The sequence below is a fragment of the Pseudomonas sp. MF6776 genome (assembly GCF_016613125.1).
Taxonomy (GTDB): domain Bacteria; phylum Pseudomonadota; class Gammaproteobacteria; order Pseudomonadales; family Pseudomonadaceae; genus Aquipseudomonas; species Aquipseudomonas iridis.
In genome coordinates, this window is the sequence record NZ_JAENSQ010000057.1 from 1 (window position 1) to 16,364 (window position 16,364).

The 16,364-nt window shown below is 48.0% G+C and carries 14 protein-coding genes; 9 read left to right on the top strand and 5 right to left on the bottom strand.

The features are described 5' to 3' along the window. Positions 1 to 133 precede the first annotated feature (133 nt). Positions 134 to 514 (top strand): retropepsin-like aspartic peptidase RloA3, encoded by a 381-nt coding sequence (gene rloA3 / locus JJD74_RS29540; protein WP_200617905.1) that lies wholly within the window; start codon positions 134 to 136, stop codon positions 512 to 514. A 239-nt stretch (positions 515 to 753) separates the two neighbouring features. On the opposite strand, the gene JJD74_RS29545 is transcribed toward rloA3, so the two are convergent. Beyond that, on the bottom strand, positions 754 to 2,439 hold the full coding sequence (locus tag JJD74_RS29545) for a phosphoethanolamine transferase (RefSeq protein WP_086794034.1): 1,686 nt from the start codon (positions 2,437 to 2,439) through the stop codon (positions 754 to 756). 56 nt (positions 2,440 to 2,495) lie between these two features. Continuing rightward, positions 2,496 to 2,639, bottom strand: a complete 144-nt coding sequence (locus JJD74_RS29550; RefSeq protein ID WP_155401178.1) for a hypothetical protein — start codon at positions 2,637 to 2,639, stop codon at positions 2,496 to 2,498. Between the two features lie 952 nt (positions 2,640 to 3,591). Here JJD74_RS29550 and JJD74_RS29555 point away from each other — a divergent pair. After that, positions 3,592 to 4,269 (top strand): heavy metal response regulator transcription factor, encoded by a 678-nt coding sequence (locus JJD74_RS29555; protein WP_047297377.1) that lies wholly within the window; start codon positions 3,592 to 3,594, stop codon positions 4,267 to 4,269. Positions 4,270 to 4,865: 596 nt separating this feature from the next. On the opposite strand, the gene JJD74_RS29560 is transcribed toward JJD74_RS29555, so the two are convergent. Together JJD74_RS29560 and JJD74_RS29565 are read right to left on the bottom strand one after the other, a co-directional pair. Beyond that, positions 4,866 to 6,305, bottom strand: a complete 1,440-nt coding sequence (locus JJD74_RS29560) for a heavy metal sensor histidine kinase (protein WP_042561904.1) — start codon at positions 6,303 to 6,305, stop codon at positions 4,866 to 4,868. Then, positions 6,302 to 6,976 carry a heavy metal response regulator transcription factor gene (locus JJD74_RS29565; protein WP_080896080.1) on the bottom strand — a complete coding sequence of 225 codons (675 nt, stop codon included), beginning with the start codon at positions 6,974 to 6,976 and terminating at the stop codon, positions 6,302 to 6,304. Before JJD74_RS29565 ends, JJD74_RS29560 begins: the two co-directional genes overlap by 4 nt. Positions 6,977 to 7,328: 352 nt before the next feature. On the opposite strand from JJD74_RS29565, the gene JJD74_RS29570 reads away from it, so the two are divergent. The 5 genes from JJD74_RS29570 to JJD74_RS29590 all read left to right on the top strand — a co-directional run bounded on the left by JJD74_RS29570 (position 7,329) and on the right by JJD74_RS29590 (position 13,945). Beyond that, complete coding sequence (locus tag JJD74_RS29570) at positions 7,329 to 8,615, top strand: TolC family protein (protein WP_140396034.1); 1,287 nt, start codon at positions 7,329 to 7,331, stop codon at positions 8,613 to 8,615. A gap of 88 nt (positions 8,616 to 8,703) precedes the next feature. Further along, positions 8,704 to 9,927 carry an efflux RND transporter periplasmic adaptor subunit gene (locus tag JJD74_RS29575; protein ID WP_042561903.1) on the top strand — a complete coding sequence of 408 codons (1,224 nt, stop codon included), beginning with the start codon at positions 8,704 to 8,706 and terminating at the stop codon, positions 9,925 to 9,927. Positions 9,928 to 9,953: 26 nt separating this feature from the next. Further along, entirely contained in the window at positions 9,954 to 13,121 is a 3,168-nt protein-coding gene (locus JJD74_RS29580) for a CusA/CzcA family heavy metal efflux RND transporter (protein WP_158830539.1), read from the top strand. Between the two features lie 142 nt (positions 13,122 to 13,263). Next, positions 13,264 to 13,461: a co-regulatory protein PtrA N-terminal domain-containing protein gene (locus tag JJD74_RS29585; RefSeq protein WP_042561901.1), complete on the top strand. Its 198-nt coding sequence runs from the start codon at positions 13,264 to 13,266 to the stop codon at positions 13,459 to 13,461. 151 nt (positions 13,462 to 13,612) lie between these two features. Continuing rightward, positions 13,613 to 13,945 carry a DUF2790 domain-containing protein gene (locus JJD74_RS29590; protein ID WP_042561900.1) on the top strand — a complete coding sequence of 111 codons (333 nt, stop codon included), beginning with the start codon at positions 13,613 to 13,615 and terminating at the stop codon, positions 13,943 to 13,945. 373 nt (positions 13,946 to 14,318) lie between these two features. Here the strand turns inward: JJD74_RS29590 and JJD74_RS29595 are convergent, their stop codons facing one another. Further along, positions 14,319 to 15,644, bottom strand: coding sequence for an OprD family porin (locus JJD74_RS29595; protein ID WP_042561899.1), 1,326 nt, complete (start codon positions 15,642 to 15,644; stop codon positions 14,319 to 14,321). A 326-nt stretch (positions 15,645 to 15,970) separates the two neighbouring features. On the opposite strand from JJD74_RS29595, the gene JJD74_RS29600 reads away from it, so the two are divergent. Continuing rightward, positions 15,971 to 16,144, top strand: coding sequence for a hypothetical protein (locus JJD74_RS29600; protein ID WP_230679402.1), 174 nt, complete (start codon positions 15,971 to 15,973; stop codon positions 16,142 to 16,144). Positions 16,145 to 16,293: 149 nt separating this feature from the next. Next, positions 16,294 to 16,364 (top strand): helix-turn-helix domain-containing protein (locus tag JJD74_RS31200; RefSeq protein ID WP_146469857.1); only part of this gene is annotated, 71 nt, incomplete at its 3' end.

The window sequence follows — 16,364 nt, forward strand, 5'->3', positions numbered from 1 at the left end:
TAAGCGCTTCGACTTCAAGTGTCCGATCGAGGTTATGGACGAGGTGATGCAGGAAGCTATGGCTATGCGGCATGATGCTCCAGCTTCAATTCAATAACCGTGTTGCACTCAGCTCCTGTAACCGCCAGAAAATATCGCCGTGAAAATAAAGTTGGATACTGGGGCTCTTACGTCATCCATGGATGCGAAGGACTTAAAAAGATTCCAAAAAGATGGAGAAGAATGGATTCGGTTTAACGTTAAAGTCAAAGACACCAAAACTAAGAAGGTGAGTAGCGCACTCTTCGAACGACGGATTGAACGAAATGTAAAAGTTAGAGGTGCCGGCGGCGCTGAACATCGTCCAGTCGTCATGATGACGATGTGCATAGGAGATAAAATTTATAAAGAGGAATTTTCTCTGAAAGATCGAGGCGAGATGAACTATCCCGTACTGATAGGACGCCGAACATTGGAAGCTTTGGGAGCGGTCGATGTTTCGCGCAAATTCACCGAGGAACCCCACTGCAGTTAATTTTAAATATATTTATATTATAGTTTTAGAGTTACTTTATTTGCAAAGCACCTGGAAGGCATACTCGTATTGAGTGTTGCAAAGGCCGACTGAATCGTCAAATAAAAAGACGGACAGTCGGTCGCAGTTTTTTTAGATGCTTGAAAACTTACCATTCTAATATGAATGGCTCTGAGTGGAGTGTGCGTTAATTTTAATGATGATCTTTAGACTTCATTCTTGCCACTAGTTGGCTGCTATTACTGCTGCTGGCCAGTCATTGAAGTAAGTTTTAATGAGGCCAAGGCTTTGGATTGACATGCGCTAAACAGATCAAGCTCAGGTCGATATACCGAAGTTTGGATATTCATCAATCCTAATATCGAATGGAATAAGTTGTCATGGGATAGTGATGCGCCTCGCTGTTCCCTCAAGCATTGAACGTCTAGTTTTTGACGAGATTGCATGTTTTTGGAGATCCAGAGAACCATGGGAATGCTAGTCTGCTCTTTGGGCGCCATAGCATAAGGCAGTCCGTGCAAGTATATCCCGTTCTCGCCGAGAGACTCACCGTGATCAGAGACGTAAAGCATAGCCGTATCAAAGCGCTCAGCGTTGCGCTTTAGCAAGTCAATCGTTTGTCCAAGTACATAGTCTGTATAGACGATACTGTTATCATAGGCACTGACTATGCTCTCGCGCGTACATCGCTCTAGTTGGTTATTATCACAAACGGGACCAAATCGCTCGAATTCGCGTGGGTAGCGCTTGTAGTAGGATGGGCCGTGACTACCTTTCATGTGGAGAACCACGACTGAATCACCCTGTTGTTGATCCAAGTAAGCTTGCAGGTCTTGCAATAAGACTTCGTCGTAACACTCGCCTGCTCTGCATAATCCTGATGTTTTCTGATTGTTCAATTTCTCATTTTTTACTCGGTCACAAATACCTTTACAACCCGAATTGTTATCTCTCCAAAGTACCGATACTCCGGCCCGCTGCAACACGTCTAATAAGCCTTCTCTCCGTAACGCCATACCGTCTTTATAGCCTTGTTTACCCGCATCCAAGAACATGCAAGGTAAGGAGATTGCCGTAGCTGTTCCACATGAACTGACATTGGTAAAACTTAAGACACCACGCCGAGTCAATTCCGGATTGGTATCGCGTGTGTAGCCATTAAGCGAGAAGTTCGCGGACCTAGCGGTTTCACCCACAATTAACAACGTCAGGCGTGATTTTTTTACACTCGCAGTAGTTTCTCCTTGGCGGGCATCAGCACCAATGATTTTTAGTTCTGTGGGCTGTGCTAGCTGGCGACGCATATACCCATGGATTGCCGAAACCACATTCGAAGGAACTAACATCAATCTGAGTTCGCGATGGTTACGTACGAGCGATGCATAAGATTGGTAAAGCGTAAATACGATGATTGCCAAACAGGTAAGTGCTACCGCCAGCCCCATCAATCGATGAGCAAGCGCGCGGGTGCGCGATCGTTGTATCAAACGGACTCGGGTGATAAGCAGCACCGGTAGAACACCAAAACCCAGCATCCATCGCAGTAACTCCCAGTTCAGCAGGTCCGTGGTCTCAGAGATGTCTGTTTGAATAACATTCGTTAGCATGCTGTAGTCAATTACAATGCCGTAGCTATTCATAAAGTAACTCGCTGCTGCCGCAACCAACAGAACAATGGCTAGCACAGGCTTTATGAAGCGTCCCCAAGCCATCGCGCTGAGTAACACGTACAGCCACATCAACACGAACCAAGGCAGGCTAAGCACAAATAAGATGCTTCCGTCTTGTAGGCCTCCCACGCTTTTCCAAACAACTCGCCAAAATGGCCAGTTACTGAACAACAGAAGCCAAGTTGAAACTGCAATAATTAATTGATTGCTACTGAGTATAATTTTCGTACTCAGAATTGGTATTTTTTTATTCATGGGTATCTCGGAATATCTCGACATGATCGTGCGCGCAAACTGTCACTGGACTGCCGCTACGTTTTAGGGAAGAAAAAATCAGCAACAGAGCGATGTAATTCATGGATGCACCAGTGACCCTCAACGCTTTCCTCGGTTGGTTGAAGCTCCACGATTAGCCAAACCGCCAAAACGCCAAAACCGATGAGGATTTTTTTCATGAGATGCCCCCCAAGTAAGTGTTGTACTGATAGATCCGCTCGACTTGACTTAAAAAACAATTTTTTTTGGAGCGAAATGATGGTGGTTGGGTCGCGGGGGTATGGTTTTCTTGCTGACGTTGCGCATCTGTCTTAGTATCGAAGGCATAGGTGATGACGTTGTTTAGATCACTATTCTGATAGGCGCGACTAGTTGTCTAAAAAGGAATTCTAGTTGCGGATGAGAGACCAAAGCGGTCTTGATGCGCTTACCAAGTTCACCACTTTCGAATGCCGATAATCCTCATTGCGCGAAACATCGCCGTACTCGCATAACGCACACTCCTCGGAGTCAGGCGACGCCTTGCAGTTGATTTCAAATATTCGTTGAAAGCTTTGGCAGCCGTTTTTAGTACGGCATCGGGGTTCAAACTCTGTTAAAGCCTGGCTGCGCTATTCTGTATTTCCCGCTCGGCGTCTGCGAGTCTTGGCTCATTTGATAATACGGGTTGGTGACTGTTCCTCGTCTTACATTGGCTGGCTCATGCGCGGTCGTCATCAATGATTCCCGAGGCAGGGAATCAGCCGACCACAACATTTTTCTAATGCGAGATGGCATCACAAAATTTTCGCCCCCAAGGCGCGCCGTTTTCATCGTTTAACAGTAGGGACATCTGCAGCGTCTAGAGTGTTTAGATATATTGCATGCTCAATGTACTGCATAAGAGTTATCGCGAGGGTGACTGAAGAATTACAAATTTGTAATAAGACCATCTATCGTCATCAAGTAGTCTAAAATCTATTTGCCGTATGGTCGTGTGTCTCAATTCACTCATTTAACAGAAACTGAAAAAATGCGCGATATTCTGTAATGGCTTAACTCATCCAGTTGAGATGCTAAAGTGAACCGGTGAGTAAAGTTGCCTAAATGAGTGTGGTGGTATTTTCAATTAGTATCGAGACTTTATAATAAATGCGTATCTTGATAATAGAAGACGATCCGAAAACCGCTCATTATTTGCGCCAGGGTCTGACTGAAAGCGGCTTTATCGTTGATTGCATACAAAACGGAATCGATGGCATAAACTTAGTCTCCCAACAGGCTTATGACCTTGTAGTACTAGACGTAAACCCCCCGCAAAGTGACGACTGGGATCTACTTGTAAGTATTCGCGAGGTAATTATTACCCCGATCATGATGCTTACCGAGAAAGGTAGTGTTGAGGATAAAGTCTTGGGTTTTGATCTAGGCGCTGACGATTACATGGTCAAACCAATTGAGTTTCCTGAGTTGTTAGCTAGAGTCCGTACTTTAATGCGTCGAACTGGGTCGTCGGCATCGCTAAATGTGCTTCGCGTTGGCGATTTGGAGCTCGATCTGGGTAGGCACAGGACCTTTCGCGCTAACCAGCGAATTGACCTGACTAACAAGGAGTTCGCCTTGCTACACTTTTTGATGTGTCAATCAGGCACGACGCTATCGCGCACGCAGATTAAGTCTTCTGTCTGGGGTCTGAGTAGTGATTGCGACACGAACGTTGTTCAAGTAGCAATGAGGAGGCTTCGAGCTAAAATTGATGATCCTTTTGACGACAAGCTTATCCATACATTGCGAGGTGCTGGATATGTCCTTGAGTCGCGTGCCCATTAACCCCGTTTAGCCATTCTTATTTTGATATTGTGCGAAATAATTGGATTGCACTAAATTAAACGCGCTGAAAATATTGATTATAGAAAGGCAGTTATGTAATCTCTAAAATTGTCTCAGGAGGCGGAATGGTTCTGCAGTAGGGATTTAATTTTGCACCAAGCGCTTAAGATAACGTTAAAATCTAGATTGCACGAAAGTCTATACGATTTGCAGTTTAGAATAAACATGCTGAATTTAGCTTAATTCCGAAGTAGGGGGTTGCGACGCTATATCTGCAAGACCACACACTCTCGAGTGATTATCCATGAAGGCATGATCAACCTGCGTAATAGGTGGGTGTCACAAAGATCGGTACCAATAGATGTTCACGTTGGATTGCTCTTGGGCACTAGTAATGTATCTTGACGAAGGTTATATTTTGCACAGGGCTATTAAATCTTCACTATCCATTGGTGAGTCATCGGTTTCATCTCTGGCTGAGCAAAAAGAGTAATGTTGTCTTTGGATTTTTAAGCATCGATCCCCACTCATATATTACCTAGTGATCTGACTCGTGCAGCCAAGCTGTTTTATATTGCTTTTGATTAAATTAAATCCTAACTAAAAACCTCCCCTGGTCTTTGAGAGTTTAAGTTACTAGTTGAAATGTTCTTCGGGAATGTAATTCTGAAGGTTGTCGGATGCCCTGGTATACTAAAGACATCTGCTGTTCCATGATGGAGGCTCATGATAGATCGGACAATAGCCAATCCTAATCCAGTGCCACCTTCAGCTCGTGAGCGACTATTATCCACTCGATAGAAACGATCGAAGATATTAAGCAAGTGATGGCGTTCAATTCCCACTCCGGGATTGCTTATTGAAAGGGAGACTTCTTCGGTTCGCGTTTCAATGGAAATAACAACCGACTCTTCTATCGGGCAGTGACGAATGGCGTTTGATAAAAGATTCGAAATGGCGCGCTGAATCATGAGTCGATCGCCTGAAACTTTGCCCTGACCACTGACGGTTATGCCGACGCACTTTTCTTCAGCCGAAAGAGAAAAAAGATCAATTACTTTTAAAGCTTCGTCTTCCAGCAAAATGTTTTCGAATGGTACAAGTGCGGCTGGGTGACTTACTTGGGCTAAAAAAAGCATATCAGATATAATTCTAGTGACTCGCCCCAACTCTTCGGTGCAAGACTCTAGTACAGACTTATACTCCTTTACTGAGCGATCACGAGAAAGAGTTACCTGTGCTTTCCCCATAAGGTTCGTAATCGGTGACCGCAACTCATGCGCCAAATCATCTGAAAACTGAGTGAGTTGTTGGACTCCGCTATCAAGTCGGTGAAGCATGAAATTTATGCCATGAGCTAGCTCACTGATCTCTTGGGGCATATTGACAACGGAGAGTCGGTGACTGAGATCTTGGGTTGATACCATTCCCGCAACTTCACAGAATTCCCGGAGTGGGGACAATCCGCGTTGCACTATCGCCCAAGCACTGATACCAATAAGGATCAACAACAGCGGAACCGCTACGATGGTTGAACTCAAATAAGAGCTTAACAGTGATTCATCATTCGAGCGGTCCATAGTCAGCAAGACTGATACGAATTCACCATCTTTTAGCCTCATGAGTTTCGCTGCTGTGAGGATGTGATTTTCGCTTTCCTGTGCCGAGGAGTAGTAAGAAATCTTAGTGCTATCGGTTGCTCCGATTTTGCTCCTAGAAACTACGGTTATATCTGCTCCAAAACTCAGGACAGGGACACTCAGATTTTCATCATCAAAAATAGTGAGATTAAGATTGTCATGCCCTAGCACTTGATCTAATAGTGCGTGTGGCTTTAGGCTCATGTTGCTAGTACTGATATCCATCAGTAAACTGTGCTCAATTTGATTCATTTTCTTTTCTAAGCTGTTTTTTGCACGCAAATCAAGCTCGTGGGTAAGCGCTAAATAGGCCAGAATCGCTAAAGAAACTACTAGTACTGCTCCCATTATACTTACTGTCAAACCCAATCGCATTGACAGGCTGACTTGCTTCATTTTCTCTCCTCCAGTACATAACCTACGCCGCGGAGCGTATGGATTAATTTAGTTTCAAATGGGTCATCTATTTTAGCTCTGAGCCTACGTATCGAAACTTCGACAACATTGGTGTCGCAATCAAAATTCATGTCCCAAACCAATGAAATGATCTGAGTACGAGATAACACCTCTCCAGATTGACGCATTAATAGATGGAGCAGTGCGAATTCTTTCGTCGTCAAATCTATGCGTTGTTTTCCGCGAAATGCGCGATGCCTTCCTTGATCAAGTTCAAGATCAGCAACTTTTAACACTTCTTGAATTGGTATGTGTTCGCTACGACGCATTAGAGTGCGTACTCTTGCCAGCAACTCTGGAAATTCAAATGGCTTGACAAGATAGTCATCAGCCCCCAGATCCAATCCTCTAATTTTATCTTCTAAGCGTCCTCTTGCAGTAAGCATCATTACCCTAGTACTGCTAGACCGCCGAATATTTTCAAGAACGTCCCATCCGTGCATTTCAGGAAGATTTACGTCAAGTAATACCAGATCATAAGCTTGCTGCCGTGCCAGATGGAGTCCATCAGCTCCTGTCGATGCGCAATCTACAATATAGCCACTTTCAGTTAGACCCTGATGTAAGTATTCAGCAGTCTTTGGCTCGTCCTCTATCACAAGAATACGCATAGGAATTAACCCTTCTTAAAGTGGTTCGTAATGGCTCTTTTCGTTGAATCTGTTTAAAGTTAACCATCTGTTTAAATGTTGGATTCTGGTTGCATTTTTAATTTTCTGGGATCATAGAGTTTAAAACTAACAAGGTTTCGTGCGACCCTCGTCACCTTGTAGTACAAGAGCCGCCTCCCGTTTTTGTCTAGGGATGTCGCTTGGTGCGAGCACTTATTGCCCTAATCCTAATGCATTAAGTGAGGCTTATTCGTTAGATAACGTATTTGTAATTCTTCAGTCACCTTGTTGATAGGTGTGCGGAATTATATTTGCCTCATGGGAAATTCTTTTTGTATAAAGGTTTTGGGGAATGATGGAATTACTTCGGTTTAGAAAGTTTATTGCTCACCCAATCACGCATAAAACCATGCTACAAGCAGGTCTTATTTCGATCCTTGCTCTTTTGAATGCTCCTTTGTTAGCCGCAAACGCTCAAATGCTCACAATGGATCAAGCGCTTGAAACTGCATTTTCCAACAACCCAGACCTAGCGGCCGCTCAATGGGAGACAGGTATTGCTCAGGGAGAGCGACAGCAGGCTGGATTGATTCCAAACCCTGAGGTTTCCTGGGAGGCTGAAGATACTCGGCGAAACTCGCGCACCACGACGGTAATGATCAGCCAGCCGATAGAGCTTGGCGGTAAGCGTGGAGCTAGGATTGAAGTGGCCAATAGAGCTCAGGACGCAGCGGGGATTGAGTTGGAGCGCAAGCGTAACGTTCTGCGTGCCGATGTCATTCAGGCTTTTTATAGTTCCTCAACGGCTCAGCAAAGACTGCTGCTGTCACGTCAATCACTTGAGCTCGCCGAGCGCGGTTTGCGTGCAGCGCAAGGTCGCATCAAGAGTGGCAAATCCTCACCCGTTGAAGGTACGCGCGCAGAGGTTCAGCTATCAGAAGTGCGCCTAGAGTTGAGGCGGGCTGAGCGGGATGAGGCCAGTGCCTACCAGAGACTCGCTCAGGTCATGGGGGCGCCTTTGCCTGCATTTGTGTCCGTGGGTGATCCAAATCGGTCGATGCCAACCGTGCCCGATTCGTCGCTGCTGTTTAGCCGAATTGGTGAAACTGCAGAGCTACGATTAGCAAAACTGCAAATAGATCAGCGGGAAGCCTCTCTTGGTCTTGAGAAGGCTCGTCGAATTCCGGACCTGACCGTGAGTATCGGGAGTCAATACGACGAGCGTGAGCGCGAGCGGGTGAATGTCGTAGGGCTATCTATGCCCATCCCGTTGTTTAACCGTAACCAAGGCAACGTACTGGCCGCAGCCCGCCGTGCCGATCAATCTCGCGACCTTCGGAATGCCAGTGAGTTACGACTGCGCACAGAGATCCAAACCACCTTAGATCAGTGGCTGACTGCTAACACTGAAGTGGCGTCGTTCAATCAAACCATCCTGCCTGCAGCGCAAAGTGCCGTCGATACCGCTACCCGAGGTTTCGAAATGGGTAAGTTTAACTTTCTCGACGTGCTCGATGCTCAGCGCACATTGATTAGCGCTCGCACGCAATACATCCAAGCCATCGCCGAGGCGACAGACGCCTGGGTGCGTATCGAGCGAATTTTCGGTGATGTTGCCATTCTCACTCGTACCCCGTGAATTTCATATAACGCTTTTTTTACCGCTGCTCAGTATCGCAATACCACGTTAATCCGTGAATGCCGACTGGGTTGCGCAGGGAGTCTCCATGGATAAAAAACTAATCCTCGTCTCGGCACTAACCTTGGCAATAGGTATAGGCATCGGTTCGTTTTGGATGACAAGCCCATCGGTGCCTTCAGCTGAAGCTCAGACTCAGGAGGGCAAAGGCTATGACGATCACGGCGATGAAACTGCTGACGGAAAACCGGCCGAGGGCGAACACGCAGAAGGCGAAGCTGAAGAGGGTCATTTGACTCTGAGCGAAGAGCAGATCAGCTCTGCCGGCATCCAACTGGTTGAAGCGAAAGCGCAGAGCATCAGCCTTTCATTGCCCTTTCCTGGAGAAATCCGTTTTGATGAAGACCGCACTGCGCACGTGGTGCCCCGCGTACCTGGTGTCGTTGAGTCGGTTCATGCCAATCTTGGTCAACCAGTGAAAAAAGGTCAGTTGCTGGCCGTAATCGCTAGCCAACAAATTTCTGATCAGCGCAGTGAACAAGCCGCTGCGCAACGTCGTCTTGAGTTGGCGCGTACTACCTACGAGCGAGAGCGACAGTTATGGCAGGACAAAATCTCTGCAGAACAGGACTTCCTGCAAGCCCGCCAGGCTTTGCAAGAAGCTGAAATTGCTCTCAGCAATGCTCGGCAAAAAATTAGCGTACTGAGTGGTAGCTCGGTCGCCAGCGGGGGTAATCGATATGAATTGCGTGCGCCGTTTGACGGGGTTGTAGTCGAGAAACATTTGGCCCTCGGTGAAGTTGTCAGCGAAACCACCAATGCCTTTACGCTCTCCGACTTGTCGCGTGTGTGGGTGACCTTTGGAGTCTCACCAAAGGATTTGAACAAGGTACTCGTAGGCAAATCGGTCAAGGTCAGTGCGCCGGAGTTGAATGCTGAAGTCACTGGAACCGTGGCCTATGTCGGCAGTTTGTTGGGCGAGCAAACCCGTACAGCCACGGTCCGCGTGACATTGGAAAATCCACAAGGTGCATGGCGTCCGGGGCTATTTGTGACCGTGCAGGTTGACACCGGTACTCGGCAGACAAAGGTCGCTGTACCTGAGGCGGCTCTTCAGACGGTCGAGGACAAGCAAACTGTTTTCGTTCGAACGGAGGACGGGTTTAGAGCTCAGCCAGTGGAGACAGGTGGTCGTTCGGCGGGTCTGGTCGAGATCAAGGAAGGCCTGGAGCCCGGAGCTCAAATCGCCGCCGCCGGTAGTTTCATTTTGAAATCAGAATTGGGTAAAGCCTCGGCTGAACACGCCCACTGATCCGCCATTTCCACGAGAAGGTTCTCATGTTCGAACGCCTGATCCAATTTGCCATCGAGCAGCGCATTATCGTACTGCTCGCGGTTTTCCTCATGGCCGGCCTCGGTATAGCAAGCTATCAGAAGCTGCCGATCGACGCGGTTCCCGATATCACCAACGTCCAGGTGCAAATCAACACGGGGGCAGCAGGTTTTTCACCACTGGAAACCGAACAACGCATCACGTTCCCCATCGAAACAGCAATGGCTGGTTTACCGGCTCTAGAACAAACTCGTTCGCTGTCACGCTCGGGTTTGTCGCAAGTTACTGTTATTTTCAAAGAGGGCACGGACCTCTTCTTCGCTCGGCAATTGGTCAACGAACGATTACAGGTGGCCAAAGAGCAACTGCCAGAAGGTGTGGAAGCTGTCATGGGACCGATCTCAACCGGTCTTGGTGAGATTTTCCTGTGGACGGTCGAGGCTGAAGAGGGGGCTGTCAAGGAGGACGGCAGTCCCTATACGCCGACCGACCTGAGGGTGATTCAAGACTGGATCATCAAGCCTCAACTGCGCAATGTTCCTGGGGTCGCCGAAATCAATACCATTGGCGGGTTTGCCAAGGAGTATCAGATTGCGCCCGATCCAAAACGCTTGGCCGCTTACAAGCTCACGCTGACTGACCTTGTTACAGCGCTGGAGCGCAACAACGCTAACGTCGGTGCCGGTTACATCGAGCACAGCGGCGAACAGTTACTGATTCGTGCACCTGGTCAAGTAGCAACCACCGACGATATCGCCAATATCGTCATGGCCAATGTCGACGGTACGCCAATACGTGTGAAGAATGTTGCAACCGTGGATATCGGCCGTGAATTGCGCACGGGAGCAGCGACCGAAAACGGTCGTGAAGTGGTGCTCGGCACAGTGTTCATGCTAATCGGCGAGAACAGCCGCACCGTGGCGCAGGCCGTTGCCAACAAGCTTGAGCAAATCAACCGTTCACTGCCAAAAGGGGTTGTAGCAGTCACTGTCTATGACCGTACCAATCTTGTGGACAAGGCGATTGCCACGGTAAAAAAGAACCTGATCGAAGGTGCAATCCTAGTGATTGCGATTCTATTCCTGTTCTTGGGAAATATACGTGCAGCGCTGATCACTGCCATGGTTATCCCGCTCGCTATGTTGTTCACATTCACCGGCATGTTTACCAATAAAGTTAGCGCCAACCTGATGAGCCTTGGGGCTTTGGACTTTGGCATCATCGTCGACGGTGCGGTGGTAATTGTTGAAAACGCCATCAGGCGTTTGGCCCATGCGCAGCAACACCACGGGCGCATCCTCACTCGCTCTGAACGTTTTCACGAAGTATTCGCTGCTGCCAAGGAAGCACGCCGACCATTAATTTTCGGTCAGTTGATCATTATGGTCGTGTACCTACCGATTTTTGCGCTTACTGGCGTCGAAGGAAAAATGTTCCACCCGATGGCCTTCACCGTAGTGATCGCCTTACTGGGGGCGATGTTGTTGTCAGTAACTTTTGTCCCTGCTGCGATTGCGATGTTCGTGACCGGCAAGGTCAAGGAAGAAGAAAACGTCATCATGCGTGGCGCCCGCCGGATGTATGCTCCAGCTTTGGACTGGGTCATGGGCCATCGATCGTTGGCATTCGCCATGGCATTAGGCGTGATCACAATATGCGGTGTGGTCGCAAGTCGGATGGGTAGTGAGTTTGTGCCGAGTCTCAGCGAAGGCGATTTCGCGTTGCAAGCATTGCGTGTCCCAGGTACCAGCCTGACGCAATCGGTAGAGATGCAGCAACGCCTGGAAACCCTGGTATTGGCAAAAGTACCGGAGGTCAAACGGATGTTTGGTCGTACAGGTACTGCCGAAATTGCCTCCGATCCAATGCCTCCAAACATTTCTGACAGCTATGTGATGCTCAAGCCGAAGAGTCAATGGCCTGATCCGAATAAATCAAGGGAGGCATTGATAGACGATATTCAAAAAGCTGCAGCTGCGATGCCCGGAAGCAACTATGAGCTTTCTCAGCCTATTCAACTGCGTTTCAACGAGTTGATTTCAGGCGTACGTAGTGATGTGGCGGTCAAGGTATTCGGTGATGACATGGCGGTGCTCAACGGCACCGCTGCAAAAATCGCCGCATCAATGCAGAAGATCAATGGTGCCTCCGAGGTCAAAGTTGAGCAAACGTCGGGACTGCCGGTACTGACCATCAACATCGACCGCGACAAAGCCGCCCGTTACGGACTCAACGTAGGCGACGTGCAAGACACCATTGCGGTGGCAGTTGGCGGTCGACAAGCCGGTACGATGTATGAGGGAGACCGCCGATTTGACATGGTGGTGCGTTTATCCGACGCGATGCGTAAGGATCTCGAGGGATTGTCCACATTGCTAATCCCGGTACCGGCGTTGCTCAACACCAATGCTGACCAGATCGGATTCATAGCTCTTTCAGAGGTGGCGACCCTCGATCTAGTGTTGGGACCTAACCAGGTCAGCCGAGAAAACGGCAAGCGTCTGGTGATCGTCAGCGCCAACGTGCGTGGGCGTGATATCGGCTCTTTTGTACAGGAGGCCAGTAGCGCCATTGATAAGGAAGTGCAAATCCCATCCGGTTACTGGACCACTTGGGGAGGGCAGTTCGAGCAGCTCCAATCCGCTGCCAAGCGACTACAGATTGTAGTGCCGGTTGCCCTGCTTCTGGTGTTCGCACTCTTGTTCATGATGTTCAACAACCTCAAGGATGGCCTACTGGTGTTTACTGGTATTCCGTTCGCATTGACAGGGGGTGTCATGGCTTTATGGCTGAGAGACATCCCGCTATCGATCTCGGCAGGTGTTGGTTTCATCGCGTTGTCGGGAGTGGCGGTGCTAAACGGTCTGGTGATGATCGCTTTCATACGTAATCTACGCGAGGAAGGACATTCTTTAAGTTCCGCAATTAATGAAGGGGCTCTCACACGTTTACGTCCGGTGTTGATGACAGCTCTCGTGGCCTCTCTTGGGTTTATTCCGATGGCACTGGCAACCGGAACGGGGGCAGAGGTTCAAAGACCTCTAGCTACCGTAGTAATCGGGGGAATCCTATCCTCAACTGTGTTGACTCTGCTGATACTGCCTGCTCTTTATCAATGGGTGCACCGCCGAGACGAGGAAGAAACCAAAGACGACAAAATAGCATCCATATAATTTAGTTTTCTCAAAGCCTCCTATCGAAATTCGATGGGGGGCTTTTTTATGTGCGCAACATAACGAATCTGTAATCTAGGCGCCACCGTGTTGATAGGTTCGAATTGATACCCTAAGAGTGTCAACTAGATGAGGTGTCAGTATGAAAATTGCTCAAATTTTTGCTCTTGCGAGTGCTTTAGTCCTTTCTTCAGTTGCTTTAGCCGAAGGTGGCGGAGACAGAACCTTTGAGAAAATGATGGTCGCAAATGATCTAGCAATGGAGAAGTACGTGGCTAAAGAAGGAAAAATCGAGCCAGTAGTGTCAAGTGATGCTAAAGATGAGACTGATGAAATGTAAATGTAGCAGTACGCTGAATAAAAAAAACCGCTTCCGGTTTCCGGTTGCGGTTTTTTTTGGATGGCAGATTGGACATCGGTAATCCTGGCGCCACACCTACGCAATGTTCTAGTTGATATTCTGGTAACTGTTAATATATGAGGTACTCAATATGAAATTCATGAGCATTATTACTCTCGCTGGAACTCTGGCGTTATCCTCTCTTGTCTCTGCTGAAGGGGGAGGAGACAAAACCTTTGAGAAAATGATGGCGGCTAATGCTAAAGCTATGGAGCAGTATGCTATTAGCCAAGGGAAAAGCGCACCTGTAGCGAAACAATACGAGTACGGAATGAAGATGGATGTTGTGAAAGTGATCAGTGTGGTGCGGCCTGCAAAAGTCTGCGCGGTGGTGCCAGCCGCCATGACTTATGAAGATTCAAATGGGCAGCTAAATACGATTAGGTACACTGTGGCTGGAGAGTGTCGCAAACGTGGTGGCTAGTAGCTATCCTACTATCTGAACAATCTATAACGCTCGACTGATATGAAAAATAGGAATCGGGCGTTTTTTAGATTCGCTTCGAACAGGTATAAAAAAGACGTCCCGAGGGACGTCTTAAAAATTCACCCTTTTCCGAAGGAGCTTCTAAAGGTGAAATTGTAGCTTTAACTGAACAACAATGAGTTTCCAGATTTTCACAGGCTTGCTACTTGTCTGTAGAGATCTAACCAGATGCGCTAGCTAGATTCCTAATAACTCCCACTCACTATAAGCAATCCTAGTTAACGTGGAGATGATTGAAAAATTACAATTTTGAAATTTTCAATCAAAAATGGGACAATTTAGAAGAACCGAGAATTTTCCCGTTTAGGTATTACAGAATGGCGAGTGGGTACTCAACAATCACACGGACCTCATCCAGATCCGATTCAAAAGCGGTTGCGCGAGTATTCGCTTGCCGCAAGCGGAAAGACATATCTTTCAAGGAACCTGTCTGAACGACGTACTTCACCTCAATGTCGCGCTCCCAACGTTTCTGATCTGTCAACGGGTTCCCGTCTGCATCGCGCCTCATGTATGTTGCGTTAGCGTTGGAATAGTCAGCGTCGGTGCCGCGACCATAACGTGTCATAAACGACAGGCCTGGTACGCCGTACGAGCTCATGTCGAGGTCGTAGCGAACCATCCACGAACGTTCTTTTGGCGAGTTAAAATCGCTGTATTGGATCGAGTTGTCGAGAAAGATAGAGTCCGACTGACGCAGATAGTCGAAGTCGTCATTACCATTATTTCGCTGGTGAGAAAGTGCAAGTGAGTGCGCACCATACTTCACGCCAACTTTAGCGCTCCAAATATTGTTGTCGAATTCTCCCAGCAGTTTCTTTCCTTCATCAACGGCCTTGTAGTAATTCACGCCACCGAATACAGAAAGCTGATCAGACAGTGAGTAATTCAATCCCGTGCCCGCATAGTATTGATTCCAAGCGTCTTTGAGGCGACTGGAATAGAGACTAACGATGATATTTTTGTTAACGTTGTAGTCGCCGCCGAAATAGCCTACCCAAGGTGAATTAACAGGCCCTGCATAGAATGTCGCGAAGTTGTCGCGCATATTGCTGGAGACTGGTTGGCTCATGGCGTGCAGGCGACCACCTTGAACAGTCAGTCCTTCAATGCTGGTATTGGTCGCGGTTACACCGCGGAAACTTTCGGGTAGTAGTCTTGAGTCGCCAGAAGCCACGACGGGGTTCGCTGGAAAAACATCACCAACTTTCACTACTGTGTCAAAAGCGCGAACCTTTGCTGCCCCACCGACTTTTGTGTACTCATCTCGAGCCTCACCATCGCCATTGACAGGCAGTACATCGAACGAACTACGACCACCATTTCGACCGTCACCCGTATCAAGCTTCAACCCAATCATCGCGAAAGCATCGACGCCCACACCGACAGTGCCTTGAGTAAAACCGGATTCAAATTTACTGATGATCGCGTGCGACCAAGTCTCTGAATAACCATTGCCTGTGGGGCTTGATTGCCCGTTACGATGGTCACGATTGAAGTAGAAATTTCGATTTAGCACGGAAAGACTACTATCTTCGATAAATCCCCCAGTCTTTTCCTCTGCGAATGCCATGGAAGGCCCAGAACTGACAACCAACGCTAAAGCGGCCATTGAGAATTTTGTATTGTTATCCATTAATCACTCCTTAGGTTTGGCAGAACTAGTAAGTTCTTCGGCTGGAATTATTGTTTACGGAAAGCGCGTTGCGCTTTCGTATCGTCGCCGACTTGTATCGTTGCAATTTGAAGATAACAGGGAGATGATTGAAGAATTACAATTCTGTAATGTCTGTATTTTTTTTCAAAAAAATATTTCTGCGGCACATACCCACCGATGAGTGGCTCCTATTTACAACGAATCTTCGCATGTGTCTCCTGACGGGCGGCATGATTTAAACTTGAAGCGCATGCGTAGGGTCCGACTGGTTTTTAAGTGCGAATCCGGCGGTGACGATTGCTCGCGTGTTCACCAATACATTCTCGGGGATACGGATGTCAGACGTAGCGCTGTTCATCATCGCGCAGTTTTTCGGTGGGTTAACGGCGCTGTTCCTGGCGAAGGTTCTCGGTGCTAAAGACGTTGTCGTGGATATCCCGCAGCCTAGTCCCCATGAGCAAAAGCTCACAATTCACTGAACGATGCTCTCTACGGTTCGTGGATGCGGTAAGCCCGCTCAAGGCGTAGTTCACGTTCCTATCGCGACATCCTGAAGGGCTAGGCCTTAAGGTGGGCGGCGGCGAAAACTGAGTGCAACACCTGACCTTTCCGGTACGGTGCTGTCCCTATGTCTTATTCCGAACTCAGCGTTGAAGAGCGCGCCACCATTCAAATCGGTCATGCCCAAGGTTTCAGCCT

Bases quoted from the DNA above. Each gene is read 5' to 3' on its own strand.
- JJD74_RS29545 (WP_086794034.1), bottom strand. From the start codon at position 2,439: ATGAATAAAAAAATACCAATTCTGAGTACGAAAATTATACTCAGTAGC.
- JJD74_RS29550 (WP_155401178.1), bottom strand. From the start codon at position 2,639: ATGAAAAAAATCCTCATCGGTTTTGGCGTTTTGGCGGTTTGGCTAATC.
- JJD74_RS29555 (WP_047297377.1), top strand. From the start codon at position 3,592: ATGCGTATCTTGATAATAGAAGACGATCCGAAAACCGCTCATTATTTG.
- JJD74_RS29560 (WP_042561904.1), bottom strand. From the start codon at position 6,305: ATGAAGCAAGTCAGCCTGTCAATGCGATTGGGTTTGACAGTAAGTATA.
- JJD74_RS29565 (WP_080896080.1), bottom strand. From the start codon at position 6,976: ATGCGTATTCTTGTGATAGAGGACGAGCCAAAGACTGCTGAATACTTA.
- JJD74_RS29570 (WP_140396034.1), top strand. From the start codon at position 7,329: ATGATGGAATTACTTCGGTTTAGAAAGTTTATTGCTCACCCAATCACG.
- JJD74_RS29575 (WP_042561903.1), top strand. From the start codon at position 8,704: ATGGATAAAAAACTAATCCTCGTCTCGGCACTAACCTTGGCAATAGGT.
- JJD74_RS29580 (WP_158830539.1), top strand. From the start codon at position 9,954: ATGTTCGAACGCCTGATCCAATTTGCCATCGAGCAGCGCATTATCGTA.
- JJD74_RS29585 (WP_042561901.1), top strand. From the start codon at position 13,264: ATGAAAATTGCTCAAATTTTTGCTCTTGCGAGTGCTTTAGTCCTTTCT.
- JJD74_RS29590 (WP_042561900.1), top strand. From the start codon at position 13,613: ATGAAATTCATGAGCATTATTACTCTCGCTGGAACTCTGGCGTTATCC.
- JJD74_RS29595 (WP_042561899.1), bottom strand. From the start codon at position 15,644: ATGGATAACAATACAAAATTCTCAATGGCCGCTTTAGCGTTGGTTGTC.